General features: G+C 60.2%; 14 protein-coding genes and 4 tRNA genes. 4 read left to right on the forward strand and 14 right to left on the reverse strand.

Annotated features, from left to right (window positions below; genetic code table 11):
• Positions 1–57 precede the first annotated feature (57 nt).
• From csrA to AC19YY_RS14295, 3 genes are all read left to right on the forward strand, one after another.
• Complete coding sequence (gene csrA / locus AC19YY_RS14285; protein WP_007920550.1) at positions 58–252, forward strand: carbon storage regulator CsrA; 195 nt, start codon at positions 58–60, stop codon at positions 250–252.
• A gap of 209 nt (positions 253–461) precedes the next feature.
• A complete protein-coding gene (locus tag AC19YY_RS14290; RefSeq protein ID WP_432755308.1) occupies positions 462–728 on the forward strand; it encodes a hypothetical protein in 267 nt (88 codons plus the stop codon).
• A gap of 90 nt (positions 729–818) precedes the next feature.
• Positions 819–1,070: a hypothetical protein gene (locus AC19YY_RS14295; protein ID WP_169953490.1), complete on the forward strand. Its 252-nt coding sequence runs from the start codon at positions 819–821 to the stop codon at positions 1,068–1,070.
• On the opposite strand, the gene AC19YY_RS14300 is transcribed toward AC19YY_RS14295, so the two are convergent.
• The 9 genes from AC19YY_RS14300 to AC19YY_RS14340 form a co-directional block, all read right to left on the reverse strand.
• Entirely contained in the window at positions 1,057–1,737 is a 681-nt protein-coding gene (locus tag AC19YY_RS14300) for an HAD family hydrolase (RefSeq protein ID WP_500604396.1), read from the reverse strand. The genes AC19YY_RS14295 and AC19YY_RS14300 overlap by 14 nt on opposite strands.
• A gap of 93 nt (positions 1,738–1,830) precedes the next feature.
• Positions 1,831–2,469, reverse strand: a complete 639-nt coding sequence (pcp, locus tag AC19YY_RS14305) for a pyroglutamyl-peptidase I (protein WP_500604397.1) — start codon at positions 2,467–2,469, stop codon at positions 1,831–1,833.
• Positions 2,470–2,476: 7 nt separating this feature from the next.
• Positions 2,477–3,427, reverse strand: a complete 951-nt coding sequence (locus AC19YY_RS14310) for a DUF979 domain-containing protein (RefSeq protein ID WP_170043456.1) — start codon at positions 3,425–3,427, stop codon at positions 2,477–2,479.
• The gene (locus AC19YY_RS14315) at positions 3,424–4,149 is read right to left on the reverse strand and encodes a DUF969 domain-containing protein (protein WP_170057810.1); all 726 of its coding nucleotides are present in this window, start codon (positions 4,147–4,149) and stop codon (positions 3,424–3,426) included. The genes AC19YY_RS14310 and AC19YY_RS14315 overlap by 4 nt, the downstream gene beginning before the upstream one ends.
• A 261-nt stretch (positions 4,150–4,410) precedes the next feature.
• Positions 4,411–5,247 (reverse strand): 5'-nucleotidase, lipoprotein e(P4) family, encoded by an 837-nt coding sequence (locus tag AC19YY_RS14320; protein WP_500604470.1) that lies wholly within the window; start codon positions 5,245–5,247, stop codon positions 4,411–4,413.
• Positions 5,248–5,386: 139 nt separating this feature from the next.
• Positions 5,387–7,834 carry a TonB-dependent receptor gene (locus tag AC19YY_RS14325; RefSeq protein WP_500604398.1) on the reverse strand — a complete coding sequence of 816 codons (2,448 nt, stop codon included), beginning with the start codon at positions 7,832–7,834 and terminating at the stop codon, positions 5,387–5,389.
• A gap of 76 nt (positions 7,835–7,910) precedes the next feature.
• Entirely contained in the window at positions 7,911–8,753 is an 843-nt protein-coding gene (locus AC19YY_RS14330) for a FecR family protein (RefSeq protein WP_500604399.1), read from the reverse strand.
• Positions 8,750–9,271 carry an RNA polymerase sigma factor gene (locus AC19YY_RS14335; RefSeq protein ID WP_500604400.1) on the reverse strand — a complete coding sequence of 174 codons (522 nt, stop codon included), beginning with the start codon at positions 9,269–9,271 and terminating at the stop codon, positions 8,750–8,752. The genes AC19YY_RS14330 and AC19YY_RS14335 overlap by 4 nt, the downstream gene beginning before the upstream one ends.
• A gap of 328 nt (positions 9,272–9,599) precedes the next feature.
• Positions 9,600–9,676: transfer RNA gene (locus AC19YY_RS14340), tRNA-Val, on the reverse strand.
• A gap of 184 nt (positions 9,677–9,860) precedes the next feature.
• On the opposite strand from AC19YY_RS14340, the gene AC19YY_RS14345 reads away from it, so the two are divergent.
• Positions 9,861–11,144 (forward strand): NAD(P)/FAD-dependent oxidoreductase, encoded by a 1,284-nt coding sequence (locus tag AC19YY_RS14345; RefSeq protein ID WP_500604401.1) that lies wholly within the window; start codon positions 9,861–9,863, stop codon positions 11,142–11,144.
• Between the two features lie 164 nt (positions 11,145–11,308).
• Here AC19YY_RS14345 and AC19YY_RS14350 read toward each other — a convergent pair.
• The 5 genes from AC19YY_RS14350 to AC19YY_RS14370 form a co-directional block, all read right to left on the reverse strand.
• Positions 11,309–11,385 (reverse strand) — tRNA-Asp (locus AC19YY_RS14350).
• A gap of 105 nt (positions 11,386–11,490) precedes the next feature.
• Positions 11,491–11,567 (reverse strand) — tRNA-Asp (locus tag AC19YY_RS14355).
• A 55-nt stretch (positions 11,568–11,622) separates the two neighbouring features.
• Positions 11,623–11,698, reverse strand: a tRNA-Val gene (locus AC19YY_RS14360).
• Between the two features lie 107 nt (positions 11,699–11,805).
• Positions 11,806–12,570, reverse strand: a complete 765-nt coding sequence (locus tag AC19YY_RS14365; RefSeq protein ID WP_170043540.1) for an SDR family oxidoreductase — start codon at positions 12,568–12,570, stop codon at positions 11,806–11,808.
• A gap of 11 nt (positions 12,571–12,581) precedes the next feature.
• A complete protein-coding gene (locus tag AC19YY_RS14370) occupies positions 12,582–13,793 on the reverse strand; it encodes an O-succinylhomoserine sulfhydrylase (RefSeq protein WP_169953475.1) in 1,212 nt (403 codons plus the stop codon).
• Positions 13,794–13,844 lie beyond the last annotated feature (51 nt).

A 13,844-nucleotide genomic window follows, 5' to 3' on the forward strand; every position in this document is an offset into this window, starting at 1 on the left:
AACCGACATCCGCCCTGTTAGAAACATGCGTCCTTCAAAGCAATCAAGGAGAAGTCCATGCTGATACTCACCCGCAAAGTCGGTGAAAGCATAAATATCGGTGATGACATTACTATCACCATTCTGGGCGTTAGCGGCCAGCAAGTAAGAATCGGCATCAATGCTCCCAAGGATGTTGCCGTGCATCGCGAAGAGATTTACCAGCGCATCCAGGCAGGCCTGACTGCACCGGACAAACGCGAAACACCTTGAAGCCTCCCCAGTAGCCAGCCCGCTCGCCCCTGTAACGGCTGGCGAAAGCCCCTTGGCCTGCCCACGGAATCCCGTGATCCGCGCAACTTGCGCCAGGCCCCGCCACCAGTGGTCAGCACACAGGTTCAGACACGGAACTTGCTGCACATTTAGCAGACAAATCTCTCCAGGAACGTAACAAAACCTTACGGTGCATTCGGAGCGCGTTGATGAGGCGATCCCTCAAAGAGCCTTATGCCTACAAATCCTGGATGATTGCCCTACTGATTGCCCTTGCTTTCGTGACAATCGGATACGGCCTCAGGTTTTACATGGAAGGCAGTACCCCCGCGCAGGATGCCGATTCTTGGCCTGACCTGGCGCTGTTTCTCGGTGGCTATCTGTTCTGCTTCTGCCTCAAGCCCCTTCAGGCTGCGATCCAGCGCAAACTCAACCGCCGCGCATTTGGGCGTGATCGCCAGAAAACCCCCTCTTGAAGCACCGATTGGATCCTATATTCAAACTATGAGGAACTATCCACGTCGGTAGCACCCATACCCATATCTTTCATAAAAAACATTATCGATATGGACATAGAACATAACGCCAAGCACCTACAGTCCCTGATCGAACAACTCTCGGTAGATAACCCGAAATCCTCCAGCGAACTGCGGGGCAAGCCCGAAGAAATCCTCGCTGGCCTGCGCGAGCTTTATCTGCTGAAACTGATCACGGGCACCTTCACCCTTGGGCACATTGTCGACCCTCTGGGCCACCAGTGGATTGGCGCGCAAAACATCCTGCTGACCCGGCGCGGCATGGCATTCAAGCCGTTGTAGACGGCAGCAGGCGCAGCCGGCCATCAGCATCGCACTGGGCACGCACGTCGTTATAATTTGCAATAGTCCCATGCTCCGTCAGCATCGGCTCGCCATGGGTGGATGTCACCACTACCACGTCCGCGCCCGCCGCCTCGCCTGCACGAATGCCCGCCGCTGCATCCTCGAACACCAGGCACTCGCCTATCGGCACTCCCAAACGCTGCGCGCCGAGCAGATAACAGGTCGGGTCCGGCTTGCCATTGGTCACATCCTCAGCCGTGACCATGACGGCCGGCGGGACCAGGCCTGCGGCGTGCATACGGCTCAACGCAAGGGCCTTGGGCGCAGAAGTGACCACGGCCCAGCAGTGCGCAGGCAAGCTCTGCAAAAAAGCCACGGCACCCGGGATTGCCACCACGCCCTCCACGTCCTCGATCTCTGCCTCGGTAATAGCGCGCGCTTGCGCTTGCGCGTCCACCCCTGGCAAGGCCTGGCGGCTGATCGTGTCGATGGCCCGCACGCCATGGATGGTGGTCAGGAACGCCTCGACGTCCAGGCCATGGCGCAGCGCCCAGGCAGCCCAGACCCGCTCTGCGGCGGCGATGGAATTAAGGAGCGTGCCATCCATATCAAACAGAAATGCACGGTACTGGCGATCAAATACGGCCGGATGTTTGGCGGACACTGCTGGGTTTCCTCGTGCGCTCGTCGCCCGTGGTTGGGCCGTGATGCAATCTACGGATCAGCCCAGGCGTTGTAAACGGCGGATCGGCCGTCATCAGCAGACCTGGCCAGCGCTCTCTGTGATGTCACGTGGCGTATTCCAGGCGGCCAGGATTGCCACCCGCAGCCCTTCAACCGTTGTCGCCAACGCCATCGAGGGCTGAGGCTCGGCCGCCTGCCCTGGCAGAAAAGGCACATGGATAAACCCACTGCGCACACCCGACCCCGCCAACGCATGCTGCAAGCTGTAGAACACCTGATTGCATACGAAAGTGCCCGCTGTGTGCGAGACCGAGGCGGCAATTCCGGCCGTGCGTAGCGCCTTGACCATGGCCTTGACCGGCAAGGTGCTGAAGTAGGCAGCAGGCCCCCCAGGAATCACTGCCGTATCCACGGGCTGGGCACCGAGGTTGTCCGGGATCCGTGCATCGTTGAGATTGATCGCAACCCGCTCGATGGAAATATCACTGCGCCCAGGCCCCAGCCCGGTAGCAATCACCAGTTGCGGTCGATGCTCGGCCAATAACTGTTCCAGGCAGGCGCCGGCAGTGGCGAAGGCACAGGGCAATTGGCGGGCGACGATTGTCACCCCGTCTTGCAGTTGCACCCCATCGAGCAGGCGCACTGCCTCCCAGGACGGGTTGATCAGGTCTTGATCGAACGGCTCGAAACCCGTCAGCAGCACAGTCCCCATCACCACCTCACATCAATACATAAAGAAGGACGATATTGACCAGCAACATCATCAACGCCGTGGGCATCTGCGCCTTGATCACCGCGTTTTTGTCCGGTAACTCCAGGAGCGCCGCAGGCACAATATTGAAGTTCGCCGCCATCGGGGTCATCAGCGTGCCGCAGTACCCGGAAAACATGCCGATGGCCGCCATCACCGCCGGGTTGCCGCCATAAATGCCCACCAGTACCGGCACGCCAACCCCGCCGGTCATGACCGGGAAGGCGGCGAAGCCGTTACCCATGATCACGGTGAACAGCGCCATGCCCAGCACGTAGACCATCACCGCCACCAACTTGTAATCCAGGTTGATGTAGGTGGTGGTGACATGAGCCACGGCCGTGCCAACGCCGGCTTCGTTGAACAGCAGGCCGAGCATGGCCAGCATCTGCGGCAGCACCATGGCCCAGCCCAGGGCTTCGGTCAGGCGTCGCGATTCACGCAAGGCCTGCACCGGCGTATCGCGGGTCAGCCAGCAGGCCAACCCCAGGGCAATCAGGCAACCGAGCCCCAGGGACACGAACGTGGTGTTCTTCGGATCCAGCAGCGGCACGCCACCAATCTCGGTGTGCTTGAGCAGCACCGAGCCAATCACCGTGGTCAACGGAATGGCCAGGGCCGGAATAAATAGTTTATGGCCCAGCCGGCCAGCGCTGGCGCGGGACGCCTTGTCATGCAACTCGGCATGGGTGCCACGCCCTACCCCGCCGAGCCCGGCGATCAGTGCCATCAGCACCACGCCAACACCCACCACCACCGACGGCAGGTGCTCGCCCACCAAAAACGGAATGGCGAACAGCAACCAGAACAACGCGCTTGACCAACGCTTGGGATGGGTCCGGTCAGCCAGGATCATGCCCGCCGTAATCAGCAACAAAACGCCGGCGAGCCAGTACAGGTATTGGATGGAAATGATCATTGCGCGACCTCCGACTGAGCGGTGACTGGCGCAGTGGCCGTCAGCTCACGGGTCAGCCTCCGGTCAAAGCGATGCAAGCGTATGGCATGCACAATGAACGCACAAATCGCCGTGGGGATGCCCCACACCGCAATATGCAGCGGCTCGACATCAATACCCGAACCCAGCAGGAAGGTATGCATCAGGGCAATCGCACCAAAGGCCACGAAGATGTCTTCACCAAAAAACAGACCCACGTTGTCTGTGGCGGCGCACATCGCCAGGACCTTGTGCCGCACCTTGTCCGGCAGTTTTCCGAAGCGTTTCTCGGCAGCGCCTTCCGCCATGGGCGCCAGCAACGGGCGCACCATTTGCGGGTGCCCGCCAAGGCTGGTCAGGCCCATGGCCGCCGTGGACTCACGAACAAACAGATAGATGATCAACAGGCGCCCGACGGTGGCGCGCTCGAAGCGCGCAATCCAGTTCTGCGCGTGCAGGCGCAGGCCATGGCGCTCCAGCAGGCCGATAACGGCCAGGGGCAGCAACAGGATCAGTTGCAAAGCGCGGGTCTGCAGGAAGCCATCGCCCATGGTGGCGAGGATTTTTTCCAGGGGGAAGTGCGCGGCAAATCCGGTGGCAATCGCCGCCGCCGTTACCACCAGCAACGGATTGAAGCGCAACACAAAGCCGACCACGATGACGAGCACGCCAATCAGCGGCCACAGGTTCACAACAGTTTGCATGGCGTTGAGTCCTTGATTGCGTGCTGCGACGCCTGCATCGCCGATAAACGATAACGGGCAGCCCGACGCGGATTTTTATTATTGACCGGGTAGGTCGAGGGTCACTGGCGGGCATCTTTGCCGCTTGGAGCGGAGGGTGTCCAACAAGAAAAATTGTTGCTGCAAATCAATAAAGTTTGTGAGGGGATGTAATCCAATCAGGGCTTGCCACGATGTGCAAGGCTCAAACCGTGGCAAGCCCTTTTGGGTCAACCTGCTTGATCAGGGCTGCCAAGCCTTGGAGCCGGCTGCAGCCTTGAATTTGGCGCTGTTTTGCGGTGTGGCGGGCGGCTCGGAATCACCAAAGATGGCTTTGAGCCAATGCCCATCGGTGGGGTTGGGGAAGAGAATAAACTTGCGCCCGAACTGTTGTTTATCCTCGGTCATCAACGCCATGCGTTGCTGCACATCAGACACGTAGTACTTGCGTTTGAAGTCATTGAGGTTGTCGCCCAGCATCACGACCACCTCATAATCCTTGGCAATTTCTATCTGCCGGGGCTCTTTATTGGAAGAGTCGCGATAAACCGTCAGGTGCTTTTCATCGGCAAAGGGCAGCTTGTTCTTACGCAGGTTGGCCAAGGCGTACTCATAGGTTTTTTCGCTCTGGTCACGGCTCGTGACGTAGAAAACCTCGACCCCTTTGGCTTGCGCATAACTCAAGAACTCCACTGCACCGGGGGTGGCCACCGGGCCGTTTTCAGCCACCCATTGGTCCCAGGCGGCATCATCGAAGAACTCTTTGTCCGAATTGATCATGTAGCCCCAATAGCTATTGCTGCTCAACACGGTGTCGTCGATGTCACTGATGATCGCCAACGGCCGATCACCGGCCTTATGCGCTTGCAGAGCGCTGTCCAGGCGCATCTTGGCGACGTTGAAACCTTGATAGTAGAGCGCCTCGAATTCAGCAGCCGTCTGCCTCCAGGCAACGGCTGCCGTCAAATCATTGGAAACAGCGCCTGTGACTTGCCCGGACCATGCGGGCGCGCACTGAAGCATCAAAAGCGAGAAGAGAATGGGAGCGGCCAGGATCTTGTTGGTTTTCTCTACTTTCATTTTCAAACCCATAGTTAAGCTCTAGACAGCCTCAGCAGGCACTGCAAGGGTGTTGTTCTATAACACCCGGCAGGCCGGCTCAATATGGGTGTCGCGATCATGGATCAATCAGACGCAACTTGCGCACACACTGTGCTGTTTACCACTGATGTGTGTAGCTTGCCGTCAGTACGGTGCCTGGCGCAGGCAGGTGGCTGGTGTTGTTGCTGCTACGCATCAGTTGACTGTAAAGCGGGTAGTAACTGCGATTGAACAGGTTCTGGACCCCCATGCTGACCTGATCATTTTCACTGATTTGGTATTGGCTGATCATATCGACGGTGGTGTAACTGTCGACCTTGCGTCGCCCAAAGCTGGCAACACCATCCAGGCGATAGTCGGCGCCGTCAAAAAAGTTGGCCTGCAAGCGGTTGCTCCAGGCTTCAGTCGGCTTGAACTCCAGGTACGCGGTCAGTTTGAGCGGCGGGATGCGATACCCGGTCATGTCTTGCCAGCCACGGCCTTCGGGCTGCTCCCGGCCTTTGATCCAGGTAAAGGTGCCGCCGGCGCCCCAGCGCTCATCGTCGGCCAGCCAGTCGGCACTGCCTTCCACACCGTAGATTCGCTCTTGGGTGCGGGTCAGGATCAGGCCATTGTTGAAACTCTGCACATCCCCAAGCTTGGACGTGGTGTAGAACACGGCCAGGGAGGCCAATGTCTGCTCGCCCAGCGCGCCGCGCCAGCCCAGTTCGTAGTTGTTGGTTTTCACCGGCTCCAGGTTGGAGGAGCCGATATCGAATCCACGCCGGGCATTGCGCATTTGCACCCCGATATCGGGCAGCTGGAAGCCCTGGCTGAACGCCGCGTAGACCTCCTGGCCCGCTACCGGCGAGTAGGTCAGGCTGATGTTGGACAGCACCGAATCATAGTGCACCTTGCCCCCGCGAACAGTGGCCGGCTGGGTCGCTGCCGACTCCGAGAGCGGGATAAAGTCATCGTACTGGGCAGTGGCATATTCGTAGCGTACGCCGCCTTCCACCGACCATTGTTCGTTGAGCTTATGCTGCAACTGCGCAAAGCCGCCAAGGCTGCGGGTTGTCAGGTCGGGCATGTAGGTGAGCTTGCCGATCTTGTCAAACACCCTGCCGCCGCTGGCGTCAAAGGCTCGCGGGTCGAAGATGTCGATGGGCATATCGCTGCGCTCCTGGTTGAAGTCAGCGCCCCATAACAACTCTGTAGTGCCCAGGCTCCCCAGCGGCGTGCGTAGCGTGACCCGACTGCCAAACACTTCACTGTTCTGCATGACCTGGTCGACATTGCGTCCACGGGTCGCCACTGCGCGGGCATCGAACGGCGTGAACCGGGTGAAGTAGTCCCGGTAGTAGATCTGCGCATTGAGCGTGCCGCCCAGCACGTCGGCATGGGCGTACTCCAGGTTGAGCAGGGTGTTTTTGATCTGGTTCTGCTCCTCCAACGACAGGCCGGACAACGGGCGCGCAGGCACCGAGCCCGCAGGAAGCCTGGCCACGGACGGGTCGGAGGTGTAGTCGCTGTTTTGCTCGGCGTTGTAATGGCTGGCAGAAAGCTGGATGCGCTGCACATCATCAAGGCGCAAGCCCAACTTGCCGCCGACATTGAAGGTATTGGAGTCGAACAGATCGCCCTGGCTTGGCTCTGGCGCAAGGCGGTGCCCCTTGGCGTCGTAGGAGGCGCCAATGTGGCGGGCACCAAAGTCCAGTGCGTAATCCACCCGGCCCTGGGACCCGGCAACATGATGCTGCAACTGGCCGCCCAGGCCATCGCTACCCAGTTTGCTCAAGGGCGAGACGGCGCTCAGGCTGGTGGTCGCTCGCGGCTCGCCGCCTGCCGGACGCGTCGTGATGGAGATGATGCCCCCAGTCGCACCGGCGCCGTAGATCGCACTGCTGCCACGGATCACTTCGATACGCTCGATCAGCGCGGGGTCGATGTTCGCCAGGTTGCGCGAGGAATCGCGGTTGGTATTGAGCGGAACACCGTCGACCAGCACCAGCATCGTCCGCCCGCGCAAGGTTTGCCCGTAGTCGGTAATGGTCCGGCTTGAGTCGGCCATGCCCGGGATGCTCTTGGCCAGCAAGGTGGCCAGGCTGTCCGAGCCCTGGCGCAGTTGCTCCAACTGTTTGTGTTCGATGACATTGACCTGGCGAGCCTGGGGCACCAGGTCGCTGTCGAGCCGCGAGGCGCTGATGGTCAGGCTGGACAGCTCCATTGTGCCTGGCGTGGGGGCCGGCGCCTGGGAGGTGTTGGCGGTATGCCCCTGGACCACCAGGAACGTTTGCTCATCACGCGCCTGCACCGTCAGCCCGCTTTGGCCGAGCAACCGTTCAAGCGCTTCCTGCAATGTGTAGCGCCCGCGCAAGGCCGGTGCGGTCTTGCCGGCCGTGATTTCACTGGCGAACAGGATCTGTGCCGAAGATTGCCGGGCTACGGCATTCAGGGATTTCTCCAGCGATGCGGCCGGGACATCGAAATCAACCGGTGCAGATTCTGCCAACGACCATTGGCTCAGGAGCAAGCTGCTGGCCAGCAAGGACATGCGCACCGGCGCGCGCAGGAAGGACTGACTCACGTTTTTATTCTCCACGAAGTAGGGTTACAGGGAGATAGCCGTCAGCACTGCGGCGCAACCCTACCTCGGTTGAAGATTATTTTTTCTGGCCGGGGGAATCGATCAGGACCGAGCCATCGGTCGCAGTGGAAACGCGCACCGGCAGGATCCCGGGCAACAGCGCCAGCAAGCGATCAACGTGACCACTGTCAAACACACCGGAAACCGGCAGGCGCGCAAGCCTGGGGTCCATGAGCCTTATGGGCTGGCGGTGATAGCGCTGCAGTGTGTCGATGACGTCTTCGAGCGGAGTGCTTTCAAAGACCAGCCGGCTTTGTTGCCAGGCGGTGACGTCATCCACGTCCACCCGTCCCAACCGAGCCTCTTGCCCCTTATGCACACGCAACTGCTGCCCGGGCTCCAGCGCAGCCACTGCCCCCGTAGCGGCCGCACGCACGGCGACCCTGCCTTCAGCCACCGCGACCTGCACATCCTGTTCCTGGCGCCTGACGTTAAAACGGGTGCCCACCACTCGCACCACAGCCAACCCGGCATCGACCAGAAACGGCCGGTAGACCATCGGCGACACTTCAAACAACGCCTGCCCCGCCTTCAGCTCGACCTGGCGGCTGCGCAGGTGCCAACTGATCGTCATCTCGGTGTTGCTGTCGAGCAACACCTGAGTGCCATCAGCCAGCAGCAGCGCCTGGCGCTGCCCTACCTGGCTGGCAACATGCTCGCTGCGGTAAGCAGGATCAATCCAGGCCACACCTGCAACAATCGCCAACAGCAGCAGCCCGAGGGTTTTTCCTGCCGGGCGTTTGTTTTTCGCGGGCGTCGGCGAGGGCAACGGAAATCGTTGCTTGAGGTCCTCACGAACCCGTGCGATGGCCTCGTCTTCCTGGCTGAAGTCCTTGCTCTTGTGCGGGTCGCGACTCATGGCAAGACCTCCGAGCCTAGATGTGCGCGGCAGATCCCCATACCCAGGCGTAGGTGCTTTTCGACGGTCTTCAGGGAAATACCCAGGCGCGCAGCCACTTCGGCCTGGGGCAGTTCATGCACTTTGTGCATGACAAACACCATTTGGCAGCGCGGCGGCAGACTGGCAATCGCCTCGGCCAGCAGCTCCAGGGCCCTTTCCCCATCAAGATGACGCTCCTGGCTCGGCGCACCGCAGACCACTTGTGGCAACACCGAAACACCGACCACCCAACCCTGGCGCCGACGCTCGCTGCGATACCGGCTGATCGCCATATCGCTGGCGATCTTGCGCAACAAGGCCACTGGCGTGCGCACACCTTGCTTTTCATCCTGCTCAAGCAACTGCAGGCACAAGTCGTGTATCACCTCACGAGCGAAAATCCGTTCGCCAAAACGCCGGCGCACATGATCCACCAACTCGTCGTAGTGCCGAACCAATGCTGCCAGCAGTGTGGGTTTTGGAGGGTCGGCCTGCACAATGACCTGCGCGATGAGAGGAACGGATGACCTGGAGAAAGGTGCGATTGCGCGCAGTATAAATGCGAATGTTTTACATTTGAAGCGTAGAGATGGACCTTTAGGCGCAATCGCTAAGCGGGTCAGAAATGGCAAATTTCTCGGGATAAGCAACGCTACCTCTACCGGGTAGGTCGTCGGCCTTCAAGCGCAGAAACATGAAGCTGAAAGCCGACCTGAAGGTGCAGTGCAATTGTCGGGGCGAAGCTTTGCATGAAATCCCAGACAACAAAAAAGGGCCCACCTTTCGGTGAGCCCTTCTAGACCGCCCAGCAGAGCGGATTTTGTTTGGTAGGCGCGATTGGACTCGAACCAACGACCCCCACCATGTCAAGGTGGTGCTCTAACCAACTGAGCTACGTGCCTGCTGTGAGGCGGCATTCTACGGAATTCCCGAGGGGTGTCAACACCTTTTTTGCAGCTAAGCCTATGAATATGCGAATTTTTTATTTTTTATTGGCGCCGCTGCTTTTTCCGGGTGGCTGGCAGGGCATTTTCAACTGAGGTAGGATCGGCGCACTCGTAAAAAATATAAAACAGAGGTTCCAGTATGGCGAACACCCCCTACCCCCAGTCCTATTACGCCGCGTCCGCCAATGCGGTACCTCCCCGGCCAGTGCTGCAAGGTGAAGTCGAAACCGATGTATGCGTGATCGGTGCGGGCTATACCGGGTTGTCGAGCGCGCTGTTCCTGCTGGAGAACGGCTTTCGTGTGACGGTGCTGGAAGCCGCGAAGGTAGGTTTCGGTGCATCCGGGCGCAATGGTGGCCAGATCGTCAACAGCTACAGCCGTGATATCGACGTGATCGAGCGTAGCGTCGGTGCGCAGCAGGCACAGCTATTGGGGCAAATGGCATTCGAGGGCGGCAGGATCATTCGTGAGCGGGTCGCCAAGTACCAGATCCAGTGCGATTTAAAGGACGGCGGTGTATTCGCCGCGCTCAATAGCAGGCACATGGGCCACCTGGAGTCGCAGAAGCGCTTGTGGGAACGCTACGGCCATACTCAATTGGAACTGCTCGACGAGCGGCGCATCCGCGAGGTAGTGGCCTGTGAGAACTACGTGGGCGGCCTGCTGGACATGAGTGGCGGGCATATCCATCCGCTCAACCTGGCATTGGGTGAAGCGGCAGCCGTGGAGTCCCTGGGTGGCACGATCTACGAACAGTCCGCCGCCGTGCGCATCCAGCGTGGCGCCAACCCTGTCGTCCACACCGCCCAAGGCAAGGTGAAGGCCAAATTCATCATCGTCGCCGGCAATGCCTACCTGGGCAACCTGGTGCCCGAGTTGGCGGCCAAGTCGATGCCTTGTGGCACACAAGTGATTACCACGGCGCCCCTGGGTGATGAGCTGGCTAAAAGCCTGCTGCCCCAGGACTTCTGCGTCGAAGATTGCAACTACTTGCTCGACTACTACCGACTGACCAGCGACAAGCGCCTGATCTTCGGCGGTGGCGTGGTGTATGGCGCGCGGGACCCGGCGAACATCGAAGCGATCATCCGGCCGAAGATGCTCAAGGCCTTTCCACAATTGAAGGATGTAAAAATCGACTACGCCTGGACCGGCAACTTCCTGCTAACCCTCTCGCGCCTGCCCCAGGTCGGCCGCATCGGCGACAACATCTACTACTCCCAAGGCTGTAGTGGCCACGGCGTGACGTATACGCACCTGGCAGGCAAGGTACTGGCCGAAGCCCTCAGGGGCCAGGCAGAACGTTTTGATGCGTTTGCCGACCTGCCGCACTACCCGTTCCCGGGCGGCCAACTGCTGCGCACGCCATTTGCGGCGCTGGGCGCGTGGTACTACGGGCTGCGGGACAAGCTGGGTTTCTGATCGATACCCTGTAGGAGCCGGCAAGCCGGCTCCTACAAGTTGCATCATCAAATCGCAGACACAAAAAACCCCGGTCTTTCGACCAGGGTCTTTGCTATCGATCCAATCAAGCATAAAGCTCTTCTTGGCGCTCTCAGGGTGTTCAGTGGACCCTGGAACAGATATGGCGCAGCGGACGGGACTCGAACCCGCGACCCCCGGCGTGACAGGCCGGTATTCTAACCGACTGAACTACCGCTGCGTATCGCTCAGACTGCCGAAGTGTCACCTTCAACCGCCTTCAAACATCTGACTGAGCAGCCTTGGCTGTTCAATCTCAAATCCGAAACATCGGACCTGGAAAATATGGCGCAGCGGACGGGACTCGAACCCGCGACCCCCGGCGTGACAGGCCGGTATTCTAACCGACTGAACTACCGCTGCGCGTCGGTGCAACCTTTAACGTTGCGTCTTGCCCTAGGGCAAAACTCTCAAGAAGTGGTGGGTGATGACGGGATCGAACCGCCGACCCTCTGCTTGTAAGGCAGATGCTCTCCCAGCTGAGCTAATCACCCTTTGCTTCGTTGAGGCCGCGAAATTTACGCAGGTAGCGGACCTAAGTCAAGAGCCTGCTTGAAGTTTTTCTGAAAAAGACAAAATCGCTTCAAGACCGCTCCCCGCTCTACTCGCTGTAAATCATCTTCTTGCTCATGCCACCATCCACCACGAACTCTTGCCCGGTGACAAACCCGGCGCTACGCGACAGCAGCCATGCCACCATGGCCGCCACATCCTCAACCGTGCCTACCCGGCCCGCAGGATGCTGCGCATGATCGGCGTCACTCAGTGGCTCTGCACGGCGCGCAGCGGGATCACGGGCGTCGATCCAGCCAGGGCTGACGGCGTTGACCCGCACCTCCGGCCCAAGACTGATGGCCAGCGCGTGCGTCAGGGCTAACAGGCCGCCCTTGCTCGCCGCATAGGCCTCGGTGTCCGGCTCCGACTGCCGGGCCCGGGTCGAGGCCAGGTTGACGATGGAGCCACCATGGGCCCGCAGATAAGGTGCGCAGTGCTTGGCCAGCAACATCGGCCCACTGAGGTTCACCGCCAGCACCCGGTTCCAGTACGCCAGGTCCAGGCTATCCAGCGTGATATTGCGCGGATCGGCCACAGCAGCATTGCACACCAGCGCATCCAGGCGCCCGAACTGGCCCAGCACCTCGGCAACTCCCAGCGCCACCTGCTGCTCATCGGCCACATCCATGGTGATAAACCAGGCGTTATCGCCCAGCACCTTGGACACCTTGGCGCCCCGCTCGCGATCCAGGTCGGCCAACACCACTTGCCAACCTTCGCTGACCAACCAGGCCGCGATCCCCAGGCCGATACCCCGCGCCGCACCTGTCACCAACGCGACCCTGCCATTACTGGCGCCAGCCGCCTCCAGGGACCACTCGATCACAAGGCAGCCAGCCCGCGAGCCAGGTCGGCCTGCAAGTCAGCCACGTCTTCCAGCCCCACCGCAACGCGGATCAGGCTGTCGCGAATACCGGCCGCCTCACGCTCCTGCGGTGCCAGGCGACCATGGGACGTGGTGCTTGGATGGGTAATGGTGGTTTTGCTATCACCCAAGTTGGCGGTGATGGAAATCAGGCGCGTGGCGTCGATAAAGCGCCATGCGCCCTCCTTGCCACCCTTGACCTCGAAACTGACCACCGCACCGAATCCACGCTGCTGACGCTGGGCCAGTTCGTGTTGCGGATGGCTCTTCAAGCCGGCGTAGTGGACTTTCTCGATGCCATCCTGCTGCTCCAGCCACTCGGCCAGGGCCTGGGCGTTGGCGCAATGGGCCTTCATCCGCAGGCTGAGGGTTTCCAGGCCCTTGAGGAAAATCCAGGCATTGAACGGGCTCAGAGTCGGGCCAGCGGTACGCAAGAAACCCACTACTTCCTTCATTTGCTCGCCACGGCCGGCCACCACGCCGCCCATGCAACGCCCCTGGCCGTCGATGAACTTGGTGGCCGAATGCACCACAATATCTGCGCCCAGCTTCAGCGGCTGCTGCAAGGCAGGCGTGCAGAAGCAGTTATCCACCACCAACATCGCACCTTTGGCGTGGGCCACTTCGGCGAGGGCGGCGATATCCACCAGCTCTGCCAACGGGTTGGACGGCGATTCGACGAACAGCAATTTGGTATTGGCCTTGATGGCCCCATCCCAGGCAGAAAGGTCCGCCAGCGGCACGTAGTCGACTTCAATGCCAAAGCGCTTGAAGTACTTCTCGAAGAGACTGATGGTCGAACCAAACACACTGCGCGACACCAACACGTGGTCACCGGCACTGCACAGGCTCATGACCACCGCGAGGATGGCCGCCATGCCAGTTGCCGTGGCGACGGCCTGCTCTGCCCCCTCCAGTGCCGCGATGCGCTCTTCGAAAGCGCGTACCGTCGGGTTGGTGTAGCGGGAATAGACGTTACCCGGCACTTCGCCAGCAAAGCGTGCCGCCGCGTCTGCCGCAGTGCGGAACACGTAGCTGGAGGTGAAGAACATCGGGTCACCATGCTCACCTTCCGGCGTGCGGTGCTGGCCGGCGCGCACAGCCAGGGTATCGAAAGCCACGCCATCGAGGTCGCTGTCCAACCGACCGGCATCCCATTCCTGACTCATGCTGCCACTCCTTCACTCAATTCTTTATTTAAGATACAAAACCGGCCCCTC

Source organism: Pseudomonas sp. MF09156, from assembly GCF_059862305.1.

Coding starts and splice junctions, on each gene's coding strand:
- csrA (WP_007920550.1), top strand. CDS start 58: ATGCTGATACTCACCCGCAAAGTCGGTGAAAGCATAAATATCGGTGAT.
- AC19YY_RS14290 (WP_432755308.1), top strand. CDS start 462: ATGAGGCGATCCCTCAAAGAGCCTTATGCCTACAAATCCTGGATGATT.
- AC19YY_RS14295 (WP_169953490.1), top strand. CDS start 819: ATGGACATAGAACATAACGCCAAGCACCTACAGTCCCTGATCGAACAA.
- pcp (WP_500604397.1), bottom strand. CDS start 2,469: ATGGGGACTGTGCTGCTGACGGGTTTCGAGCCGTTCGATCAAGACCTG.
- AC19YY_RS14310 (WP_170043456.1), bottom strand. CDS start 3,427: ATGATCATTTCCATCCAATACCTGTACTGGCTCGCCGGCGTTTTGTTG.
- AC19YY_RS14315 (WP_170057810.1), bottom strand. CDS start 4,149: ATGCAAACTGTTGTGAACCTGTGGCCGCTGATTGGCGTGCTCGTCATC.
- AC19YY_RS14320 (WP_500604470.1), bottom strand. CDS start 5,247: ATGAAAGTAGAGAAAACCAACAAGATCCTGGCCGCTCCCATTCTCTTC.
- AC19YY_RS14330 (WP_500604399.1), bottom strand. CDS start 8,753: ATGAGTCGCGACCCGCACAAGAGCAAGGACTTCAGCCAGGAAGACGAG.
- AC19YY_RS14345 (WP_500604401.1), top strand. CDS start 9,861: ATGGCGAACACCCCCTACCCCCAGTCCTATTACGCCGCGTCCGCCAAT.
- AC19YY_RS14370 (WP_169953475.1), bottom strand. CDS start 13,793: ATGAGTCAGGAATGGGATGCCGGTCGGTTGGACAGCGACCTCGATGGC.